Here is a 19,349-nt window from a genome sequence, read left to right as displayed (position 1 = left end):
GCCGATCGATGGCCGGAAGGCTCAATCGAGCTCGCGGTGGTGGGTGGCGACCTCGTGCCAGCCCTGCGCGCGCGCGTGCGCGGCCATCGCCTCGGCGAGGTAGACCGAGCGGTGGCGGCCCCCGGTGCAGCCGAACGCGATGGTGACGTAGCTGCGCGTCGACGAACGCATGCGCGGCAGCCAGATGTCGAGGAAGTCGGAGACGTGCTTGCGGTACTCCAGCACGTCAGGCTGCGCCTCCAGGTACTCGCGCACGCCGTCGTCGCGCCCGGACAGCGGCCGCAGCCGCGCGTCCCAGTGCGGGTTGGGCAGGGCGCGCGCGTCGAACACGAAATCCGCGTCCTGCGGCACGCCGTGGCGGTAGGCGAAGGACTCGAACAGCAGCGACAGCGATGAATCCATCGCAAGCCCGAGCTCGGTGAGCACGCGCCGGCGCAGCTGGTGCACGTTGAGCTCGCTGGTGTCGATGATCACGTCGGCCTGCGTGCGCAGCGGCTTGAGCACCTGGCGCTCGAGCGAGATCGCGTCGTTCAGCGCCAGCCCCAGGCGGGTCAGCGGGTGGCGGCGGCGCGTGTCGGAGTAGCGCTTGAGCAGCACGTCGTTGCGGGTATCGAAGAACACCAGCCTGGGATCGAGGCCCATCGCGCCGACCGCCGACAGCCACTCCGGGAGGTTGGCGAGGTCGCCGCGGCTGCGCACGTCGATGCCCACCGCGAGCTTCTGCGAGGCGCGCTCGGGATGCGTGGCGCTGCGCACGAAATCGGGCAGCAGTTCGGCCGGGAGGTTGTCGACGCAGTAGAAATCGATGTCTTCGAACGTGTTGAGCGCGACCGTCTTGCCGCTGCCCGACATGCCGCTGACGATCAGCAGGGAGTGGCCGGCATCGCTCACGACGAACCCTCGAGGAACCTGGAATGGCGTGCGAGGAAGGCGACCGCAGGGTCGGCACCCTTCGCGCGCAGCATGTGGGTGCGGGTCGCCGCTTCGGTGAGCACCGCGAGGTTGCGGCCGGGCATGACGGGAAGGGTGATCATGGGGACATCGAGGTCTAGCACGCGGCGGAAGCCGAGGTCGCCGGTCAGGCGCACCATGCCACTGGGGTCGCGGACCTCGGCGGTGGATTCCGGGCGCGCCAGGTGCACCACCAGGCGCAGGTACTTGTTCCGCTTGACTGCGGTGTCGCCGAACATCTCGCGGATGTTGAGCACGCCCAGGCCGCGCAGTTCGAGCAGATCCTGCAGGAGTTCGGGACAGGTGCCGTCGAGCACGTCGGGCGCGATCTGTGCGAACTGCGGGGCATCGTCGGCCACCAGGCGATGGCCGCGGGTGACCAGCTCGAGCGCCAGCTCGCTCTTGCCGGTGCCCGACTCGCCCGTGATCAGCACGCCCACCGAATAGATCTCCATGAACACGCCATGCAGCGTGACCTGCGGCGCGAGCGCACCGGCCAAGTGGTACTGCAGCAGGTTCAGCAGTTCGTGCCCGCGGCGCGGCGACGACCACAGCGGAGTGGCGGACTCCTCGGCCATTTCACGCAGGTCCTGCGGACAGGACTGGTCCTTGCTCACCACCAGCGCCAGCGGCCGGTACTGCAGGATGCGCTGCAACGTCTCCCAGCGCATGCGCGAATCCAGCCCGTCCAGCCAGGCGAGCTCCTCCGAGCCGAGTATCTGCACCTTGTTGGGATAGATGATGTTGAGGTAGCCGGCAAGCGACGGGCGTCGCGCAACGGTGTCCACCGTTTCCAGCTGCCGCACCGCGCCTTCCTGGCCCGACAGCCAGCGCAGGCCCAGCCGCTCGCGCAGCTGCTCAAAAAGTTCACGCGCGGTGATCGCGGCATTCATGGCGTGGCAGGTCCGGCGACGGCGTCGCGCAGCAGCAGGCCACGCAACGCCGGCAGGTCGGGCGCGGCGCGCAGCGCGTCGCGGAAGCCGGCATCGGCGAAACGGGTGGCGAGTTCGGAGAGGGTATCGAGGTGCTGCTGCGCATTGCCGCCCGGCACACCCATGGCGAACACCAGGTCGACGGGCGCGCCGTCGGGCGCGCCGAAGTCCACGGGTGGCGAGAGCTTCAGGAACGCCGCGCTGGCCGCATGTGCGCCGCTGCGGCAGTGGGGGATGGCCACCCCGTGGCCGATCGCGGTGCTGCCGACCGCCTCGCGCCCGCGCAGGCCGGCGGCCAGCGCCTCGCTGGCCGCGGGATCGGCGCTGCACAGCAGGCGCGCGGCGGCTTCAAGCACCTGGTCGCGGGTGCCGGGCGCCGACAGCAGCACGATGCGCTCGGCGGCCAGCAGGTCGGTGTAAGGCATCCCCCCGGGCCCTCCCTGTGGCGGCGTCAGCCGACCTCGCCGTCACGCAGCGGATTGCCGCCACGGCGGTGCTGGTCGATGAGCTTCTTCTTTTCCTTCACCAGCATGCGGTCGAGCTTGTCGGCGAGGAGATCGATCGCGGCGTACATGTCGACCGCGCGGGCATCGGCGTGGAGCATCTTGCCGGACACCGAAACGGTGACCTCGGCGAGGTGGTCGGGCTTGTCGATGCTCAACTGGGTGCGCATTTCCAGCGGCGGATCGTAGAGCTTGGAGAGCCTCCCGAGCTTGGTCTCCACGTACTCGCGCAGGGCAGGTGTGACATCCATCTGCTGGCCATGGGTCTCGATACGCATCGGCAACCTCCTCGTTCGGTGGGAACCCAGCATCGCGCATGTCGACGGCGCGATGGTCATGGACAGGTTAACCCACGGCCGGTAGGCCGGAAAGGTTGCATCGCCGTTCAGGAGATGCGCACGCGCTCGTGCGATGACGCGATGTGCAGCGCCTCGCGGTACTTGGCCACGGTACGCCGGGCCACCGGCACGCCGCTGTCCTTCAGGCTTGCCGCCAGGCGCGCGTCGGACAGGGGCTTGCGCGGGTCCTCGGCATCCACCAGCTTGCGGATCATGTCCTGGATGGCGGTGCTGGACGCCTCGCCGCCGGAGCCGGTGTCGATGCCGGACGCAAAGAACGCGCGCAGCGGCAGGGTGCCGCGCGGCGTGTGCACGTACTTGCGCGAGACCGCGCGCGAGACCGTGGACTCGTGCATGCCGATCTGCGCCGCCACTTCGCGCAGGGTGAGCGGGCGCAATGCCTGCGCGCCGAATTCGAGGAAACCCGACTGCTCGCGCACCAGGCAGCGCACCACCTTGAGCAGGGTCTCGCCACGCGCCTCGATGTTCTTCAGGAGCCAGCGCGCTTCCTGCAGCCGCCCGCGCAGGTAGCCGGCATCGGCGCCGGCGGCGTGCTGCAGCATCTGCTCGTAGCCGCGGTGGATGGTCAGCCGCGAGTGGCTGCCGCCGGCCAGCACCACGCGCCACATGCCGTTGCGGCGGACGATGCTGCAGTCGGGCACCACGTAGGTGTCCTGCGGCATGCCGCCCACCTGCGCGCCGGGGCGCGGATCCAGGCTGCGGATGAGGTGCAGGACGGTGTCGGCCTCCGCCCCGTCGCATCCCAGCGCTTCCGCCAGTCCGGACACGCCGAGGCGGGGCAGGCGGTCGATCAGGGTGGACACGGCGCGGCGTGCGCCCGCCAGGCCGGGCGTGTCGGCGGGCAGGGCGGCCAGCTGCAGCAGCAGGCATTCGCCGAGGTCGCGTGCGCCCACGCCGGTGGGATCCATGCGCTGGACCTTGTCCAGCACGCAGGCGACCTCGGTTTCGCTGCAGTCAAGCTCGGGCGCGAGGCCCTCGGCGATCGCGGCCAGCGGCTCGCGCAGGTAGCCGTCATCATCGATGGCATCGACGATCGCCTCGCCGATCGCGACTTCGCGCGGCGACAGGTGGCTCAGGTTGAGTTGCCAGGACAGGTGGTCGCGCAGTGTCTCGGACTGGGCGATGCGCTCCGAGGCGTCGCCATCGCCGTCGCCGTCGTCACTGCCGCCACCGCCGCCGCTCCCGGACCACGCGCCGTCGCCATCGTCCTGCCAGGCGTCGTCGCCGCGGTCGTCATCGCGCGCCGCCGCGGTGTCGGTGCCGGCGCCATCGTGCGCCTCGCCGTGGACGCCATCGGCATCGCCATCGCCGCCGGCGGCGGGCTCCTCCCAGTCGAGCAGCGGATTGCTTTCGACGGCCGCGTTGATCTCGGCCTCGAGCTCGGGCGTCGCCAGCTGCAGCAGGTGCAATGCCTGGCGGAGCTGGGGCGTGAGCACCAGCTGTTGTCCCAACGATGTCTGCAGGCGAGGCTTCACGGCGTCCCCGGTTCATGGCGGGCGACGCGCGACGGCTACAGGCGGAACGCGTCCCCCAGATAGACCCGGCGCACGTCGGGATTTGCCAGCAGCGCGTCCGGAGCCCCCTGCGCGAGCACGCCACCATCACTGAGGATATACGCGCGGTCGCAAATGCCCAAGGTCTCGCGCACGTTGTGGTCGGTGATGAGCACGCCGATGCCGCGGTTCTTGAGGTGGCGCACGATGCGCTGGATCTCGCCCACCGAGATCGGATCGACGCCGGCGAAGGGTTCGTCGAGCAGCATCAGCCGCGGCTTGGCGGCCAGCGCGCGCGCGATCTCGACGCGGCGGCGCTCGCCACCCGACAGGCTGGCGCCGGCCTGGCCGGCGACATGGGTGACCTGGAGCTCGTCCATCAGCTTGGCCAGCTCGGCCTCGCGGCCCTGCCGGTCGAGGTCGTCGCGCAGCTCGAGCACCAGCATGATGTTGTCGGCGACGCTGAGCTTGCGGAACACCGAGGGTTCCTGCGGCAGGTAGCCGACGCCGAGGCGGGCGCGACGGTGCATGGGCTCGCCGGTGATGTCGCGGCCGTCGAGGACGATGCGGCCGGCGTCGGCCGGCACCAGGCCGACGATCATGTAGAAGCAGGTGGTCTTGCCCGCGCCGTTCGGGCCGAGCAGGCCGACGACTTCGCCGGCATCGAGGGTGAGGCCGAATTCGCGCACGACCTCGCGCTGGCCGTAGCGCTTGCGCAGGCCCTCCGCGACCAGCATCAGCCGCCACCCGGCGAGGGCTTCGCGCCCTTGGGCAGGATGCGCGTGCGGATCTGGCCACCGGCCGCGCTGCCTGCGCCCTGCACCTGGCCGGTCCGCATGTTGTAGGTGATGCGCGCGCCGCTCATCGTGCCGCGCCCCGGCTGCACGAGTTCGACATTGCCGGTGAACACCACCGTCTCGGTGCGCAGGTCGTAATCGACGTTCTGGGCGCTGGCGTCGATCGCGCCGCCACTGTCGAGCTGCTGCTTCAACCGCACCGGCGCACCGGTGAGGATGACCTTCTCGATGTCGTCGCCGCCGCGGCGCACGTCGGCCTTGCTGGCGCGGATGTCGAGCGTGCCCTGCACGATGTGCACGTTGCCGGTGAACACGCAGGGACCGCCGGTGTCCTCCACCGAACAGGCCATGGTGCTGGAGTCGATGTCCATCGGCTGGTTGCGGTCGCTGGACCTGGCCCACGCGGAGCCCGCGCACGCAAGGGCGAGGACCGTCAGGAGGCTAGCGGCGCGTGGGGACATAGCGGGTCTGTACCTTGGTGAGGAGCTGGAGGCGCTTTCCGGCCAGGTCGGCTTCCATACCGGTGCCGCGCATTGTAGTGCCGGGCTGGCTGACGGTCACGGCAACGGCGGAGCGGGCCCGTCGCGTGCCCGGGAAGACATCGAGTTCTTCGGTCTCCATGCGCATGTCGCGCGCACCGGCGGGGTCGGTGACCGCCAGCACGTCGCCGCGCAGGCGCATCTCTTCGCTGTCCGCGCTGATCCATCCGGTGCGCGCGCGCAGGTCCCAGTACAGGCCGTCGCGCTCGGGCAGCAGGAAGACCGGCGACGCGAGCGCCATGGTGCCGTCGCGCGGGTCGCGCTTGAGCGAAGGCGCACGCAGCGTGAACGCCTCCTTGCCGTCGCTGTCGAGCGAGACCAGTTCGAAATCCTGCAGCACGTAGTCCGGCCGCTGGCTGGTGGCGGACGCCGGCGCGTCGCCGGCGCGCTGGCGCCAGGCTGACCAGCCACTCACCAGCGCCGCCACCAGCAGCAGCAGGGTGACGGGCGTGCGCCAGGTCATTGCGGCATGCCGCCGGCGCCCGCAGCGCCGGCACCGATCGCGGCCAGCACGAGGTCGCAGAACTCGCGCGCCGCGCCTTCGCCGCCGCGCCGCGTGGCCTGCCAGTGGACGTGGCCGAGGATGGACGGATGCGCGTCGCCGGGCGCCGCGGCAAATCCGACCGCGCCCAGTACCTCGAGATCGGTCAGGTCGTCGCCCATGAACGCCACCTGGGTGGCGGTGAGCCCCAGCCGCTCGCGCATCGCTTCGATGCAGGCGCGCTTGTCCTTCACGCCCACGTGGACGTCGACGCCGAGGTCGCGCGCGCGGTATTCGGCGGCGCGGCTGTCGCGCGCGGTGACGAAGGCGACAGTGATGCCGGCGCGGCGCAGCAGCGACAGGCCCATGCCGTCGTGCACGTGGAAGGCCTTGCTCTCGCGGCCGTCTTCGCCGATGTACAGGCGACCGTCGGTCAGCGTGCCGTCCACGTCGAAACACGCAAGGCGCACGCGGGCGGCGCGGGCGAGCACGTCGGAGGAAACACTGGCGGGGGGCGCGGGAGGCATGGGCGGCGGATCAGACCACGCGCGCGCGCAACAGGTCGTGAATGTTCAGTGCGCCGACCACGCGGCCATCGCCATCCACCACCATCAGCCCGTTGATCTTGTGTGTCTCCATCAGGCGTGCAGCTTCCACGGCCAGGGCATCGGCGTCGATCGTCACCGGTGCGCGCGTCATCAATCCGGCAATGCGCGTCGCGTGCACGTCGATGCCCGGCACGGCCAGCGTGCGGCGCAGGTCGCCGTCGGTGTACAGGCCGAGCAGACGGCCGTCGTCGTCGACCACCGCGCTCATGCCCAGGCGCTTGCGGCTCATCTCCACCAGCACGTCACCGAGGGTGGCGTCGCCGTGCACGCGCGGCACGTCATCGCCGGTGTGCATGATGTCGGCGATGTGCAGCAGCAGGCGCCGGCCGAGCGCGCCGGCCGGGTGCGATCGCGCGAAGTCGTCCGCGGTGAAGCCGCGCGCTTCGAGCAGGGCGACCGCCAGCGCGTCGCCCATCGCCAGCGAGGCGGTGGTGCTCGCCGTCGGCGCCAGGTGCAGCGGACAGGCCTCGTCGGGCACGCTGACATCCAGGTGCACGCTGGCCGCCAGCGCCAGGGTGGAGCGCGGGCGCCCGGTCATGCACACCAGCGCGTTGCCCTGGCGTTTCAGCACCGGCAGCAGCATCAGCACTTCGTCCGACTCGCCGGAGTAGGACAGGGCGAGCAGCACGTCGGCATCGGTGACCATGCCGAGGTCGCCGTGGCCGGCTTCGCCCGGGTGCAGGAAGAAGGCGGGCGTGCCGGTGGAGGCGAGGGTGGCGGCGATCTTGCGCGCGATGTGGCCGGACTTGCCCATGCCGGTGCAGACCACGCGGCCGCGGCAGGCGAGCAGCAGCGTGCAGGCGCGCGAGAAATCGCCGTCGATGCGCGCGGCCACCGCCGCCAGGCCCTTGCGTTCAATGTCGAACACGCGCCGGCCACTGGCCGCGAAGTCGTACGCCGCCGCCGCGCCGGGTGTCTGGTTGCTGCTGTCGGGCATTTCCGGGCGGGGGCCTTTTCCGCTACGCTATCGTGTTCATATTACGCGGATTGCCGCGAGGCCGGCGACCCGCCGTGCACGCCTCCGGCAACCGCCCCACGTGCCCACATGACCGGAGCGACCGCCTTGGACGCAGACACCATCCGCAAGCTGATCGAGCAGGGACTGCCTGGCGCCCGGGTCGAGGTCCGCGGCGACGACGGCGTGCATTTCGAGGCGCTGGTGGTGCACCCGGACTTCGCCGGGCGCCTGCCGCTGGCCCGTCACCGCATGGTGTACGCCACGCTCGGCGCGTTGATGGGCAACGAGATCCATGCGCTCGCCCTGCGCACCCACACCCCTGACGAGCAGCGGACCGCCTGATGCAGAAGATCGAGGTGACCGGCGGCGTGGCCCTGGAGGGTGACGTGCGCATTTCGGGCGCGAAGAACGCCGTGTTGCCGATCCTGTGCGCCACGCTGCTGGCCGACGAGCCGGTGGCGATCGGCAACGTCCCGCACCTGCACGACGTGGTCACCACCACGCGTGTGCTGGCCGGGCTGGGTGCGGGCGTTGAGCACGATGCCGACGGCAGCCACATCATGGTCGACCCGCGCAGCGTCGACAGCCACGTGGCGCCCTACGAACTCGTGCGCACCATGCGCGCCTCGGTGCTGGTGCTGGGTCCGCTGGTCGCGCGCCACGGCGCCGCCGAGGTCTCGCTGCCTGGCGGCTGCGCCATCGGTTCGCGCCCGGTCGACCTGCATATCCGGGCGCTGGAAGCGCTGGGTGCCGAGATCGTGGTGGAACACGGTTTCATCAAGGCGCGTGCCGGCCGCCTGCGCGGCGGCAACGTCATGTTCGACATCGTCAGCGTGGGCGCGACCGAAAACGTGCTGATGGCGGCCACCCTGGCGCTCGGCACCACGGTGATCGACAACGCCGCGCGCGAGCCGGAAATCGTCGACCTGGCGGCCTGCCTGCGCGCGATGGGCGCCGACATCGAAGGCGAGGGCACGTCGCGGATCGTCGTGCGCGGCGTCGAGCGCCTGCATGGTGCGCGCCACGACGTAGTGCCCGACCGTATCGAGGCCGGGACGTTCCTGGTCGCCGCGGCGATGACAGGTGGCCGCGTCACCGCGACCAACGCGCGCGCCGACACCATGGATGCCGTGCTGGCCAAGCTGGGCGAGGCCGGCGCCGACATCGGCATCGACGGCGACCGCATCTGCGTGGACATGCGCGGCCGGCGCCCGCGCGCGGTCGACATCGTCACGGCGCCGCATCCGGCGTTCCCCACCGACATGCAGGCGCAGTTCATGGCCATGAACTGCATCGCCGATGGCATTTCGACCATCGACGAGACGATCTTCGAGAACCGTTTCATGCACGTCAACGAGCTCATGCGGCTCGGCGCGGACATCCACATCGAAGGCCACCGCGCCACCGTCACCGGTGTCGATCGGTTGAGCGGCGCGCCGGTGATGGCCACCGACCTGCGCGCTTCGGCCTCGCTGATCCTGGCCGGGCTGGTGGCCGACGGCGAAACGCTCATCGACCGCATCTACCACCTCGACCGCGGCTACGAACACATCGAGCGCAAGCTGTCGGGGCTTGGCGCGCGGATCCGACGGATCGACTGACAGCACGAAGACTGGGGGAAACGCCGACGCAGGGCGCCGGCCACCACAGGGGTCCAAACGAAAGAAGCCCCGCAATGCGGGGCCTCGTGTTTGCGCTACGGGAGCTTCGCGGGGGACTTCACTTGACCGCGGTCAGCCGCAGGTCGATGTCGTCCTTGCCGTCGCGGCGCTGCAGCACGCGTGCCGGGACCGGCAGCCCGTCGACCACCCAGGCGATAATTTCGCGCTTGCCGTCCTTGCGCACCACGCGCGTCGCCTTGTGCGACTTGCCGGCAACCGCGATGGTCTCCTCGCCGGCGACCGTGAACTGCTGGCGCTTGGCCCGCCCGTCCTCGACCAGCCGATAGTCCAGCGGCTTGCCGGCGGCCACGTCGCGCACCAGCACCAGGTTCATCAGCATGCCGTCCAGGTCGCCCGCCTGCAGCGCCACCGGGCCGGCACGGTCCGGCTTGACGTCGCCGGTCCAGCGCGCAACCCCCTGGTTCCAGTCGTAATTCGCGGTCACCGCCTTGCGCTTCACCAGCATGGCCGCCAGGCCATTGGTGCCGCGCTGGCTGTCGGTGCTCGAGATCGGTCGCCACTGTCCGTCATGGACTTCGAACACGGTGCTCTGCGCCATTTCGGCGCCCATGCCGGCGAGGTCGAGGCGGTACTCCCAGCGTTCGTTGCCCTTGCTGGCGAGGCTCATGGTCGCGGTCGCTTCCATGCCCTTGTAATTCGCCGCGTAGTCGGCGGAGAACGGCTTGATCGCGAGTGCCGGCGCACTGGCCATCGCGACCAGCGCGGCGGCGACCGCGATGAGGGGCTTTCGGCGGTTGGACATCGGCATCTATTGCACTCCTTGGTAAGCGGTCAGCTGCAGGTCGATGGCGTCTTCGCCATCCTGCCGCTGCAGGATGCGCACCGGCGTCGGAACACCACGTGCCACCCAGAAGATCGTTTCATCATTGCCGCCATTGGTGCGTGAAACACGCATGGCGTCGTAGCTGAGCCCGTCGACGACGACGTTCTCGGTGCCGGTCGACACGGCGTATTCGTGGTCGCGCACGCGCCCGCCATCGACGAAGCGGTAGTGCAGGGTGCGGCCCGGTGCGGCATCGCGCACGATCGCCAGGTTGATGAGCAGCCCGCTCATGTCGCCCTCGCGCAGCACCACGGGCGCGCGGCGCGCCTCCTTGATGTCGCCCGTCCAGCGCGCCTCGCGCCTGCCCCAGTCGTAGGTGCCGTGCACCTTGCGGCCGAAGAACAGCGCCTTGCGCACCGTGCTCTGGCTCAGCGGCCGGTACTGCCCGTCGCGCTCGTCGAACAGGGTTTCCTGGTCGATGTCGAGCTGCACCAGGCGCGCCACGCCACGGTTGCCGGTGATGTCGAGCTCGACGCGCCAGCGCGCCGGCTCGCGCGCCAGGCGCATGCTGGCGGTGCCCGCGGGCTTGCCGGCATTGCGTGCGTCATAGGTCGCGATGAAAGGCGAAAGCGCCGCCGGCGCGCTGTCGGTCGCCCGCGACGCGACCGGCACCGCGTCCGGCACGCGCTGCGCGTCGACCGCGGCGGCCGACGCCAGCAGCGGGAACAGGCACAGCGCCAGCAGGGCGGGAGTGGTCTTCATCGAACGCCCATCATGCTGCGAGGTGGTTGGCTGCCAGCTGAAGCGGCGTGTCGATGACGCGCCGGTCCAGCAGCACCACGCCGCCTCGCAGCGCAAGGCGACCGCTGACGAGCAACCCCAGTGTCGCCACGAGCAGGGGGTATTCAACCTCGAGGACGCGCGCGGCGAGCGTCGCGGCGTCGTCATCCGGCTGAACCGCAACCCGCGCCTGCGCGATCACCGGGCCACCGTCGAGGTCGGCGGTGACGAAATGCACGCTCGCGCCATGTTCGACCACCCCCGCCGCGATCGCGCGCGCATGCGTGTCCAGGCCCTTGAACGCCGGCAGCAGCGACGGGTGGATGTTGACGATGCGCCCCGCCCACGGCGCCAGCACGGTGGCACCCAGCAGGCGCATGTAGCCGGCACAGACGATGAAATCCGGTTGCAGGGCGACGACTTCGGCGAACAGCGCGGCATCGAACGCGTCGCGTGACGCGAAGTCGCGCGGGCGCAGGGCGAGCGCGGGAATACCGGCCGCGTGCGCGCGCGCCAGCGCGGGTGCCTTGGGGCGATCACCGAGCACGCCCACGACGCGTGCAGGCAGGCGTCCTTCGGCAATGGCGTCGAGCAGCGCCTGCAGGTTGCTGCCGCGCCCCGATGCCAGCACCACCAGTCGCGGTGAGGCGGCCGCAGCGTCGGGGGTGGCCACGGCGATCGCCGTCAGCCGATGCGCACGCGCGGCGCGTCGCCGGCAGCGACCACTTCGCCGATGCGCCAGTGGCCGAGCGCAAGCGCGTCGAGCTTCGCCTCCACCGCCGCCGCGCGCGTCGCCGACACCACCAGCACGAAGCCGATGCCGCAGTTGAACGTGCGCCACATTTCCTCGCGCGCCACCGCACCTTCGCGCTGCAGCCAGTCGAATACCGCGGGCATCGTCCAACTGGAGGCATCGATGCGCAGGCCCAGCCCTTCGGGCACCACGCGGATGATGTTCTCGGTCAGGCCGCCGCCAGTGATGTGCGCCATGGCATGCACGGCATCGCCCTCCGCGCCGCGCAGCAGCTCCAGGATCGGCTTCACGTACAGCGCGGTCGGCGCCATCAGCGCGTCGTCGAGGCGGGTGCCGCCGAGGTCGAGGTCGCCGGGGCGCCCGGCGCGGTCGTAGATGCGGCGCACCAGCGAGTAACCGTTGGAGTGCGGGCCACTGGACGCGATGCCGATCAGCAGGTCGCCGGCCTGCACGCGGCCGCCGTCGCGCAGCTCGGATTTCTCCACCGCGCCGACCGTGAATCCGGCCAGGTCGTAGTCGCCCGGCGCGTACATGTCCGGCATCTCGGCGGTTTCGCCGCCGATCAGCGCGCAGCCGGCGAGCTCGCAGCCGCGCGCGATGCCGCCCACGACGGCGACCGTGGTGTCGATGTCGAGCTTGCCGGTGGCGAAATAGTCGAGGAAGAACAACGGCTCGGCGCCCTGCACCAGCACGTCGTTGACGCACATGCCCACCAGGTCGATGCCGATGGTGTCGTGGCGGCCGAGCTGCTGCGCGAGCTTCAGCTTGGTGCCCACGCCGTCGGTACCGGAGACCAGCACCGGCTCGCGGTACTTGCCGGACAGGTCGAACAGCGCGCCGAAGCCGCCCAGGCCGCCCATCACCTCGGGGCGGAAGGTCCGCTTCACCAGCGGCTTGATGCGCTCGACGACTTCGTTGCCGGCATCGATATCGACGCCTGCGTCGCGGTAGGTCAGCGGGATGGGGGTGGTCACGATGGCTCGCCGGGACGGGGAAACGGCGATTTTAGCAGTCTCGGAGCGACCTTCATGGACGCCACGCCCCCACTGCGGCACCATTTCGCCATGAACCGGATTCTGGGAACGACAATGTCGAAGGCGTGGCTGCTTGTGTTGCTGGTCGCACTGCTGGTTCCCGGATGGGCGCAGGCGCAGCGCATGGAAGGAGATCGCGCCGGTGCCCAGGGGCTGTACGAGGCCGAGGTGACGGTGTCCAGCCAGGCCGAGGCGGCGCGGCAGTCGGCATATTCGCGCGCCCTCGCGCAGGTGCTCGGCAAGTTGTCCGGCGATCGCAGCGTCGCTGGTCGCCCGGGCGTGGCGCGCGAACTGCGCCGCGCCGGGGATTTCGTCGCCGGGTACGACTATCGCCAGGACGAAGGCCGCTCCGCCGCGGGTGCGCCGACCTACTCGACCACCTTGGTGGTGCGCTTCCGCGAGGACGACGTGGACGCGATCGTCGCCACGCTGGGCCTGCCGGTCTGGCCGCAGCCGCGCCCGAAGCCGGTGCTGTGGCTGGCGATCGATGACGGCAGCGGCCCACGCCTGGTGGCGCTGGCGCAGAACACCGTGGCACGGCCGGTACTCGACCGCGCCATCGAACGCGGCTACCGCCTGGGCCTGCCGAACGGCAGCGCCGCCGAGCAGGCGGCGGTGGGGGCCATCTGGCGCGGCGACACCGCGGCGATCGCGCGCCTGTCGGCGCGCTACAACCCGCCGATGCAGCTGATCGGCAAGCTGTACCGCGGTGGTGGCGGCTGGAAGGCCGACTGGACCTTCGTCGACGCGGGCCGCGTGCTGTCGACCTGGACAACCGAAGAGGCCAGCGCCCGCCGCGCGATCGCCGGCGGTGCCGACGGCGCCGCCAATGCCCTGGTCCGACGCTATGCCAAGGCCAGTCCCGTCGGCCAGCCGGGCGTCGAGCGCGTGGTCATCAGCGGCATCGGCAGCGCCAGCGATTTCGTGCGCCTGTCGTCGTGGCTGCATTCCACTTCGGTGGTGCGCGGCATCCGCCCGCTGCGCGCGACGCCCAACACGCTGGAGCTCGAGCTCGACCTGCTGACCGGCCTGGCGGGCTTCCGGCGCGTGCTGGACGGCGACGTGCTGGCCGAGTCGCCGGACAACATCGAGGGCGTGCCGCCGGTGTTCATCCTGCGATGAGCCAGCCAACCCTGCCCGACGGGCCCGATGTCGTGATCTCGCGCTTCCTGGTGCGCCTGCAGCGCGCCGCGCTGCTGCTGGCGGTCGGTTGGCTGGTGTGGGTGCTGGCACCGGTGCTGACCCCGTTCGTGCTCGCCGCGATGCTGGCGTGGCTGGGCGATCCGCTGGTCGACCGGCTCGAGGCGCGTGGTCGCTCGCGCAACGTCGCGGTGCTGCTGGTGTTCACCGCGATGCTGCTGCTGCTGGCACTGGCGCTGCTGATCCTGGTGCCGATGATCGTGCGGCAGGTGTCCACCCTGGTGGAATCGCTGCCCGGCTATGGCGACTGGCTGCTGCAGACGGCCCTGCCCTGGGTGGAAGCGCGCACCGGCCTGGACATCCTCGGCTGGCTGGACCCGGAGCGCCTGACCACGTACGTGCGCGACCACTGGGAGCGCGCCGGCGGGATGGCCGCCACCGCGCTCGGCTTCGTGTCGCGCTCGGGCTTCGCGGTGCTGGGCTGGGTGACCAACCTGGTGCTGCTGCCGGTGATCACGTTCTTCTTCCTGCGCGACTGGGACCGCATGGTGGAGCGCGTGGCGGCGATGGTCCCGCGCGACCACCTCGATACCGTGACGCGGCTGGCGCGCGATTCCAGCGATGTGCTGGGCGGCTTCCTGCGCGGGCAATTCCTGGTCATGCTGATCCTCGGCGTGATGTACGGCGTCGGGCTGTGGGGCGTCGGCCTCGAGGTGGGCCTGCTGATCGGCCTGATCGCCGGCCTGCTGACCTTCGTGCCCTACCTCGGGCCGGCCAGCGGCATCGTGCTCGGCGTGATCGCGGCGCTGGTGCAGTTCGGCGACTGGCAACACGTGGCCGGGGTGCTGGTGGTGTTCGGCATCGGACAGGTGATCGAGAGCTACTGGCTGACGCCCAAGCTGGTGGGCGACCGCATCGGCCTGCACCCGGTTGCGGTGATCTTCGCGGTGCTCGCCGGTGGCCAGCTGTTCGGCTTCCTGGGCATGCTGCTGGCGCTGCCCGCGGCGGCGGTGGCGAACGTGCTGCTGCGCTTTGCCCATGAGCGCTACACGGCCAGCCGCCTGTATGCCGGGCAGGCGCCGACCATCGTGGTCGCGTCTGGCGGGCCGACCATCGTGCTGCCGGATGACCACGCGGAAAAGGACAGCGGCGGCACGTGAGCAGGCAGTTGCCGCTGGCGCTGCGCTATCCACCCGACCAGCGATTCGACAGCTTCGTCGGTGCACCGGCGGGCGCGCTCGAGCAGATGCGCGTGCTTGCCATGGGCGAGGGCGAGTGGCTGTACCTCGCCGGCGCCGCCGGCACAGGCAAGACCCATCTCGCGCTGGCGGCCTGTGCCGAGGCCGAGGCACACGGCCGGCGCACCGCGTACGTGCCGCTGGCCGCGGCCGCGGGACGGCTGGGTGACGCGCTGGAGGCGCTGGACGGCATGGCGCTGGTCGCGCTGGACGGCCTTGAGGCCATTGCCGGCGCGCGTGCCGACGAGATCGCGCTGTTCGATTTCCACAACCGCGCGCGCGCAACCGGCAGCCAGGTGCTCTATGCCGCGCGGGCCGCGCCGGATGCGCTGCCGCCTGGCCTGCCCGACCTGCGTTCGCGGCTGGCGCAGTGCGTGCGCATCACGCTGCAACCGCTGGATGACGAGGGCCGCTCCGAGGTGTTGCGGCTGCGCGCGCGACGTCGCGGGCTGCAGTTCGACGAGGCGGCGATCGCGTGGCTGCTGCGGCGCACCGGGCGGGACCTGGCCGGCCTGACGGCGCAGCTCGATGCCCTGGACCGGGCATCGCTGGCGGCGCAGCGGCGGGTGACGGTGCCGTTCCTGCGCCAGGTGCTGGGTCCCGACGCCGCGTAGGCGCCGGCGCCGCTCAGCGGTGGTACTCGCCGGCCCGTTCGGGCTGGTAGGTGACTTCTTCGATGCGCACCTTGACGGTGCCGCCGCCGGGCTTGGGCCATTCCATCTCGTCGCCCTGCGACAGGCCGAGCAGGGCGCTGCCTACCGGGGCCAGTACCGAAATGCGGTCGGCGCTGCCGTCGGCATCACGTGGATAGACCAGGGTCAGGTTGAAGTCCTCTCCCGGGCCGACGCGGAAGCGCACGGTGGAATTCATGGTGACCACGGTGGGCGGCACGTCCTTCGGGCCGACCACTTCGGCGCGCAGCAGCTCGGCCTCGAGCGCCGCGCGGCCGGGGAAGCTGCCGTCCGGGAGGGATTCGAGCAGGCTTTCGAGCCGCTCGGCGTCCAGGCTGGACATGATGATCTTGGGTCGGGTTTCCACGCGTGCTTCTCCTGCATGTGGGCCTGCCGCCAGCAAGACGCCCCGGGTCGACTGGCGTCGGCCCCGGGGCGCGGAATGGTCGGCGGCAATGATTTGCTTGGACTCCACTGTAGCGGGAGCCGGCGGCGAGCTCAATCCGTGCCGCTCAGGCCCCGAAGCGCCAGTGCCAGGGTTCGTGGACGATTCCGTGGGGGTTGTCGCGCGGGTAACTCATGGTGAAGCCGTGCGCGCCGGCGTTGGTTGTCAGCCAGGCGAACGCCGGGGTGGCTTCGAAGCTTTCCTCGGCGGCGGGTTCGCCGGGGGCCGAAATATCCAGCGCCCGGCCGGAATGGTGTTCGGACCAGCCCGGGGCCGCGTTCACCGCCAGGATCGCTTCGAGCGCCAGCCCGCGGGCCAGCTTCCGCTCGAGGATGCCGAGCTGGTAGTCGTGGCTGCGGTAGCCGGAGATCGCGTCCAGTACGATGCCCTCGCGCAGCGCGGCCGCCACCATCACCCGCCAGGCCCGCGCGGCATCGGCGCGCAGCCACAGCGCGCGGCGGTAGCGGTCGTGGCCGGCGTGCGCGAGCCACGCGGGTTCCGGCACCAGTTCCAGGCCGGTGCGCGCGGCGTAGGCGTGGCCGTCGATGCCCAGCGCCTCCAGCCTTGCTTCGATCCGCTGCACGGGGAGCGTGGCGACCGCATCCAGGCCGGCGCGTTCATGGTGGACCGGATGTGCGAGTGCTTCGAGGGCGGCATCGATGCCGGGTTCGCGCGCCAGCCGCGGCACCAGCGCGAGCAGGCCTTCGGGCAGTTCCGCGGCCAGCAGCGCGCCGTCGCGCTTGCGGCGCAGGACCGTGCGCGCACGGGCCAGCGCACGGGCATCGCGGTTGCCGCGCGCGCGCAGCACGCCCCCCGGCCAGAGTTCGATCTCCGGGGTATTGCACAGGATCCGGTCGCTGCCGCGGCGCATGGCCGTGGCCTAGGCGGCGACGCCGGCGCCGGTTCCGGCATCGGCATCCGCATCGGTGTCGGCGCCGGGCGCCGCGTCCGTGTCGCCAGCCGGCCCGGTGGCACCGTCCGCGGCGGGCGCGGGTCCGGCCTGCGGGCCCTGGTCAAGGTTGTAGAACAGGCCTTCGATCCGTCGGTCCGGCCCCACGGTGATCGAGGCCTGCATCACCAGCTGGCCGCGCTGCACCGGTACTTCCACCACCGCCGCGTCGCCGACCCGCTCCACCCGCGGCTCGCCGCGCGTGCTCTCGGGCGCACGCCGCGCGTAGACGGCGTGGGTCCGCTGCAGGTCTTCCACGCTCAGCGTGTCGCGCAGGTCCACCGAGAACGCGTCGCGCGCCTCGTCGACCTTGCCGGCGTCGAACAGGTCCAGGAAGCGCGTGGCGATGGCGACCGCCTCGTCGTCGGTCACCGGCGCGGCGGGCCGGGCGCAGGCCGTGGAGGCGAGCAGCAGGCTGGCAAGGAAGCCGGCGAGGGCGAAGCGGGCGGCGCGGCGAAGGCGCGCAGGGCGGCGGGCGTCGATGGCGGTCATCTGGATCCTCTCGGGGCGGTGCGGCGATCAGGAGTCGATTGTGCCCCATACACTGGCATCCCCTTGCCGCCAGGAATCCGGATGATCCGCCTTGGTACACCGCTCTCCGCACATGCCACCCGTGTCCTGCTGCTCGGTTCCGGCGAGCTGGGCAAGGAAGTCGCGATCGAACTGCAGCGCCTGGGGGTGGAGGTGGTCGCCGCCGACCGCTACGCCGACGCGCCGGCGATGCAGGTTGCCCACCGCAGCCACGTGCTGGACATGCTCGACGGCGACGCGGTCCGCCGGCTGATCGACCAGGAGCGCCCGCACATCGTGGTGCCGGAACTCGAGGCCATCGCCACCCGCACCCTGGTCGACCTGGAGCGCGAATCCGCCGCTGCGGGGGGCGAGGACGGCCCCGCGCTGCGGGTGGTACCGACGGCGCGCGCGGCCTGGCTGACCATGGACCGCGAAGGCATCCGCCGGCTCGCGGCCGAAACGCTGGGCCTGCCGACCTCGCCGTACCGCTTCGTCGACACGCATGCCGAGTACCGCGCCGCCGTCGCCGCGATCGGCCTGCCCTGCGTGGTCAAGCCGGTGATGTCGTCGTCCGGCAAGGGCCAGAGCACGCTGCGCGCGGAGGCCGACATCGACGCCGCCTGGGACTACGCGCAGCGCGGCGGCCGCGCCGGCGCCGGTCGCGTGATCGTCGAGGGCTTCGTCGACTTCGACTACGAGATCACCCTGCTGACCGTGCGCCACGCGGCCGGCACCACGTTCTGCGAGCCGATCGGCCACCTGCAGCGCGACGGCGACTACCGCGAAAGCTGGCAGCCGGAGCCGCGGATGACGCCCGCGGCGCTGGCGCGCTCGCAGGCGGTCGCGCGCGCGGTCACCGACGATCTCGGCGGCTGGGGCGTGTTCGGCGTCGAACTGTTCGTGAAGGGCGACGAGGTGTGGTTCTCGGAAGTGTCGCCGCGGCCGCACGACACCGGCCTGGTCACCCTGGTCTCGCAGGAGCTGAGCCAGTTCGCGCTGCATGCGCGCGCGATCCTCGGGCTGCCGGTGCCGGTGATCCGCCAGTGGGGCGCATCGGCCTCGTGCGCGGTGCTGGCCGAAGGCCACGGCGTGCCGGAGTTCGGCAATGTCGATGCCGCGCTGCGCGCGCCCGACACCGCGCTGCGCCTGTTCGGCAAGCCGCGCGTGGAAGGCCAGCGCCGCGTCGCGGTGACCCTGGCGCGCGCGGCCGATGTCGACAGTGCCCGCGCGAGCGCGCGTCACGCCGCCGCGGCGCTCAGCATCGACCTGCGATGATGGCGACCACGCAACCGACAGGAACCGACCCGCGATGAAAGGCCGTGACGGCTATGCCGTGTTCTTCTTCCCGCAGGCACTCGAAGCGCTGGGCGAGGCGATCAAGCCCTACATCCAGGACAACCCGGTGGTCGGCCAGCACCTGTCGTGCGACGAGATCGACACCGGCGGTGGCCTCATCGAAATGACGATGAAGGGCCACACGCCCGCCGGCGAGGACGTGACCCTGGAAATGATGGTGCCGGCAACGATGGTGCGCATGGTCGTGTCGCGGCAGAGCGGTGGCATGTTCGGCTTCGGGCCGCGGACCTACGACGCTGCGGCCGGCGCGCTGCCGGTCATCGCCGGGCCGGCGCCTCCCGCCAGTGCCCCACCGCAGTCCGTGCCGGAAGGCGGCCCTGGTGGCGACGTGGCGCCGGTGGCGGACCCCGGCGACGCGGCGGCCAAGCCCGCCCCATAGGCCGGGCATCTTCCCCCTCGAGCG

At 71.3% G+C, this 19,349-nt stretch carries 24 protein-coding genes; 7 read left to right on the top strand and 17 right to left on the bottom strand.

The window, feature by feature from the left end:
- Nucleotides 1-21: 21 nt before the first annotated feature.
- The 10 genes from rapZ to H5368_RS06755 form a co-directional block, all read right to left on the bottom strand.
- Entirely contained in the window at nucleotides 22-891 is an 870-nt protein-coding gene (gene rapZ, locus H5368_RS06800) for an RNase adapter RapZ (protein ID WP_182822648.1), read from the bottom strand.
- On the bottom strand, nucleotides 888-1,844 hold the full coding sequence (gene hprK / locus H5368_RS06795; RefSeq protein WP_182822646.1) for an HPr(Ser) kinase/phosphatase: 957 nt from the start codon (nucleotides 1,842-1,844) through the stop codon (nucleotides 888-890). The genes rapZ and hprK overlap by 4 nt, the downstream gene beginning before the upstream one ends.
- Entirely contained in the window at nucleotides 1,841-2,308 is a 468-nt protein-coding gene (locus H5368_RS06790) for a PTS sugar transporter subunit IIA (RefSeq protein ID WP_182822644.1), read from the bottom strand. The genes hprK and H5368_RS06790 overlap by 4 nt, the downstream gene beginning before the upstream one ends.
- Nucleotides 2,309-2,334: 26 nt before the next feature.
- Nucleotides 2,335-2,664, bottom strand: a complete 330-nt coding sequence (gene raiA / locus H5368_RS06785) for a ribosome-associated translation inhibitor RaiA (protein WP_182822642.1) — start codon at nucleotides 2,662-2,664, stop codon at nucleotides 2,335-2,337.
- A gap of 107 nt (nucleotides 2,665-2,771) precedes the next feature.
- On the bottom strand, nucleotides 2,772-4,220 hold the full coding sequence (locus H5368_RS06780; protein WP_182822640.1) for an RNA polymerase factor sigma-54: 1,449 nt from the start codon (nucleotides 4,218-4,220) through the stop codon (nucleotides 2,772-2,774).
- A 35-nt stretch (nucleotides 4,221-4,255) separates the two neighbouring features.
- Complete coding sequence (gene lptB, locus H5368_RS06775) at nucleotides 4,256-4,975, bottom strand: LPS export ABC transporter ATP-binding protein (RefSeq protein WP_182822637.1); 720 nt, start codon at nucleotides 4,973-4,975, stop codon at nucleotides 4,256-4,258.
- A complete protein-coding gene (gene lptA, locus H5368_RS06770; RefSeq protein WP_223878013.1) occupies nucleotides 4,975-5,496 on the bottom strand; it encodes a lipopolysaccharide transport periplasmic protein LptA in 522 nt (173 codons plus the stop codon). The genes lptB and lptA overlap by 1 nt, the downstream gene beginning before the upstream one ends.
- On the bottom strand, nucleotides 5,477-6,037 hold the full coding sequence (gene lptC / locus H5368_RS06765; RefSeq protein ID WP_182822633.1) for an LPS export ABC transporter periplasmic protein LptC: 561 nt from the start codon (nucleotides 6,035-6,037) through the stop codon (nucleotides 5,477-5,479). Before lptC ends, lptA begins: the two co-directional genes overlap by 20 nt.
- A complete protein-coding gene (locus tag H5368_RS06760; protein WP_182822630.1) occupies nucleotides 6,034-6,582 on the bottom strand; it encodes an HAD-IIIA family hydrolase in 549 nt (182 codons plus the stop codon). Before H5368_RS06760 ends, lptC begins: the two co-directional genes overlap by 4 nt.
- Nucleotides 6,583-6,592: 10 nt before the next feature.
- Complete coding sequence (locus H5368_RS06755) at nucleotides 6,593-7,600, bottom strand: KpsF/GutQ family sugar-phosphate isomerase (protein ID WP_182822628.1); 1,008 nt, start codon at nucleotides 7,598-7,600, stop codon at nucleotides 6,593-6,595.
- A gap of 126 nt (nucleotides 7,601-7,726) precedes the next feature.
- Here H5368_RS06755 and H5368_RS06750 point away from each other — a divergent pair, with 126 nt between their 5' ends.
- Both H5368_RS06750 and murA read left to right on the top strand, forming a co-directional pair.
- A complete protein-coding gene (locus tag H5368_RS06750; RefSeq protein ID WP_182822626.1) occupies nucleotides 7,727-7,963 on the top strand; it encodes a BolA/IbaG family iron-sulfur metabolism protein in 237 nt (78 codons plus the stop codon).
- Nucleotides 7,963-9,222 carry a UDP-N-acetylglucosamine 1-carboxyvinyltransferase gene (gene murA, locus H5368_RS06745; protein ID WP_182822623.1) on the top strand — a complete coding sequence of 420 codons (1,260 nt, stop codon included), beginning with the start codon at nucleotides 7,963-7,965 and terminating at the stop codon, nucleotides 9,220-9,222. The genes H5368_RS06750 and murA overlap by 1 nt, the downstream gene beginning before the upstream one ends.
- 118 nt (nucleotides 9,223-9,340) lie before the next feature.
- Here murA and H5368_RS06740 read toward each other — a convergent pair whose 3' ends face one another.
- The 4 genes from H5368_RS06740 to purM are packed head-to-tail and all read right to left on the bottom strand — an operon-like array spanning nucleotide 9,341 to nucleotide 12,574.
- Nucleotides 9,341-10,051 carry a DUF3108 domain-containing protein gene (locus tag H5368_RS06740; protein ID WP_182822621.1) on the bottom strand — a complete coding sequence of 237 codons (711 nt, stop codon included), beginning with the start codon at nucleotides 10,049-10,051 and terminating at the stop codon, nucleotides 9,341-9,343.
- The gene (locus H5368_RS06735; RefSeq protein ID WP_182822619.1) at nucleotides 10,052-10,828 is read right to left on the bottom strand and encodes a DUF3108 domain-containing protein; all 777 of its coding nucleotides are present in this window, start codon (nucleotides 10,826-10,828) and stop codon (nucleotides 10,052-10,054) included. It abuts the gene before it with no gap.
- Between the two features lie 10 nt (nucleotides 10,829-10,838).
- A complete protein-coding gene (gene purN, locus H5368_RS06730) occupies nucleotides 10,839-11,519 on the bottom strand; it encodes a phosphoribosylglycinamide formyltransferase (RefSeq protein WP_343203887.1) in 681 nt (226 codons plus the stop codon).
- A gap of 11 nt (nucleotides 11,520-11,530) precedes the next feature.
- On the bottom strand, nucleotides 11,531-12,574 hold the full coding sequence (gene purM / locus H5368_RS06725; protein ID WP_343203886.1) for a phosphoribosylformylglycinamidine cyclo-ligase: 1,044 nt from the start codon (nucleotides 12,572-12,574) through the stop codon (nucleotides 11,531-11,533).
- Between the two features lie 102 nt (nucleotides 12,575-12,676).
- On the opposite strand from purM, the gene H5368_RS06720 reads away from it, so the two are divergent.
- Genes H5368_RS06720 through hda form a run of 3 tightly spaced genes read left to right on the top strand, consistent with a single transcriptional unit; the run spans nucleotide 12,677 to nucleotide 15,626 of the window.
- Nucleotides 12,677-13,756: a DUF2066 domain-containing protein gene (locus H5368_RS06720; protein WP_182823839.1), complete on the top strand. Its 1,080-nt coding sequence runs from the start codon at nucleotides 12,677-12,679 to the stop codon at nucleotides 13,754-13,756.
- Between the two features lie 11 nt (nucleotides 13,757-13,767).
- Nucleotides 13,768-14,934: an AI-2E family transporter gene (locus H5368_RS06715; protein WP_182823837.1), complete on the top strand. Its 1,167-nt coding sequence runs from the start codon at nucleotides 13,768-13,770 to the stop codon at nucleotides 14,932-14,934.
- Nucleotides 14,931-15,626 (top strand): DnaA regulatory inactivator Hda, encoded by a 696-nt coding sequence (gene hda / locus H5368_RS06710; protein ID WP_182822615.1) that lies wholly within the window; start codon nucleotides 14,931-14,933, stop codon nucleotides 15,624-15,626. The genes H5368_RS06715 and hda overlap by 4 nt, the downstream gene beginning before the upstream one ends.
- Nucleotides 15,627-15,639: 13 nt before the next feature.
- Here hda and rnk read toward each other — a convergent pair whose 3' ends face one another.
- The 3 genes from rnk to H5368_RS06695 form a co-directional block, all read right to left on the bottom strand.
- Nucleotides 15,640-16,050 (bottom strand): nucleoside diphosphate kinase regulator, encoded by a 411-nt coding sequence (gene rnk / locus H5368_RS06705; RefSeq protein WP_182822613.1) that lies wholly within the window; start codon nucleotides 16,048-16,050, stop codon nucleotides 15,640-15,642.
- A gap of 145 nt (nucleotides 16,051-16,195) precedes the next feature.
- Entirely contained in the window at nucleotides 16,196-16,999 is an 804-nt protein-coding gene (locus H5368_RS06700) for a M15 family metallopeptidase (protein WP_182822611.1), read from the bottom strand.
- A gap of 9 nt (nucleotides 17,000-17,008) precedes the next feature.
- A complete protein-coding gene (locus tag H5368_RS06695; RefSeq protein ID WP_182822609.1) occupies nucleotides 17,009-17,569 on the bottom strand; it encodes a hypothetical protein in 561 nt (186 codons plus the stop codon).
- Between the two features lie 81 nt (nucleotides 17,570-17,650).
- Between H5368_RS06695 and purT the strand changes: the two genes are divergently transcribed.
- Together purT and H5368_RS06685 are read left to right on the top strand one after the other, a co-directional pair.
- On the top strand, nucleotides 17,651-18,865 hold the full coding sequence (purT, locus tag H5368_RS06690) for a formate-dependent phosphoribosylglycinamide formyltransferase (protein ID WP_182822607.1): 1,215 nt from the start codon (nucleotides 17,651-17,653) through the stop codon (nucleotides 18,863-18,865).
- Nucleotides 18,866-18,899: 34 nt separating this feature from the next.
- The gene (locus H5368_RS06685; protein WP_182822605.1) at nucleotides 18,900-19,325 is read left to right on the top strand and encodes a hypothetical protein; all 426 of its coding nucleotides are present in this window, start codon (nucleotides 18,900-18,902) and stop codon (nucleotides 19,323-19,325) included.
- The last annotated feature ends 24 nt before the right edge of the window (nucleotides 19,326-19,349 follow it).

This window comes from Luteimonas sp. MC1782, assembly GCF_014164605.1.
Lineage (GTDB): Bacteria > Pseudomonadota > Gammaproteobacteria > Xanthomonadales > Xanthomonadaceae > Luteimonas.
This window is presented reverse-complemented; position numbering and strand designations above follow the sequence as displayed.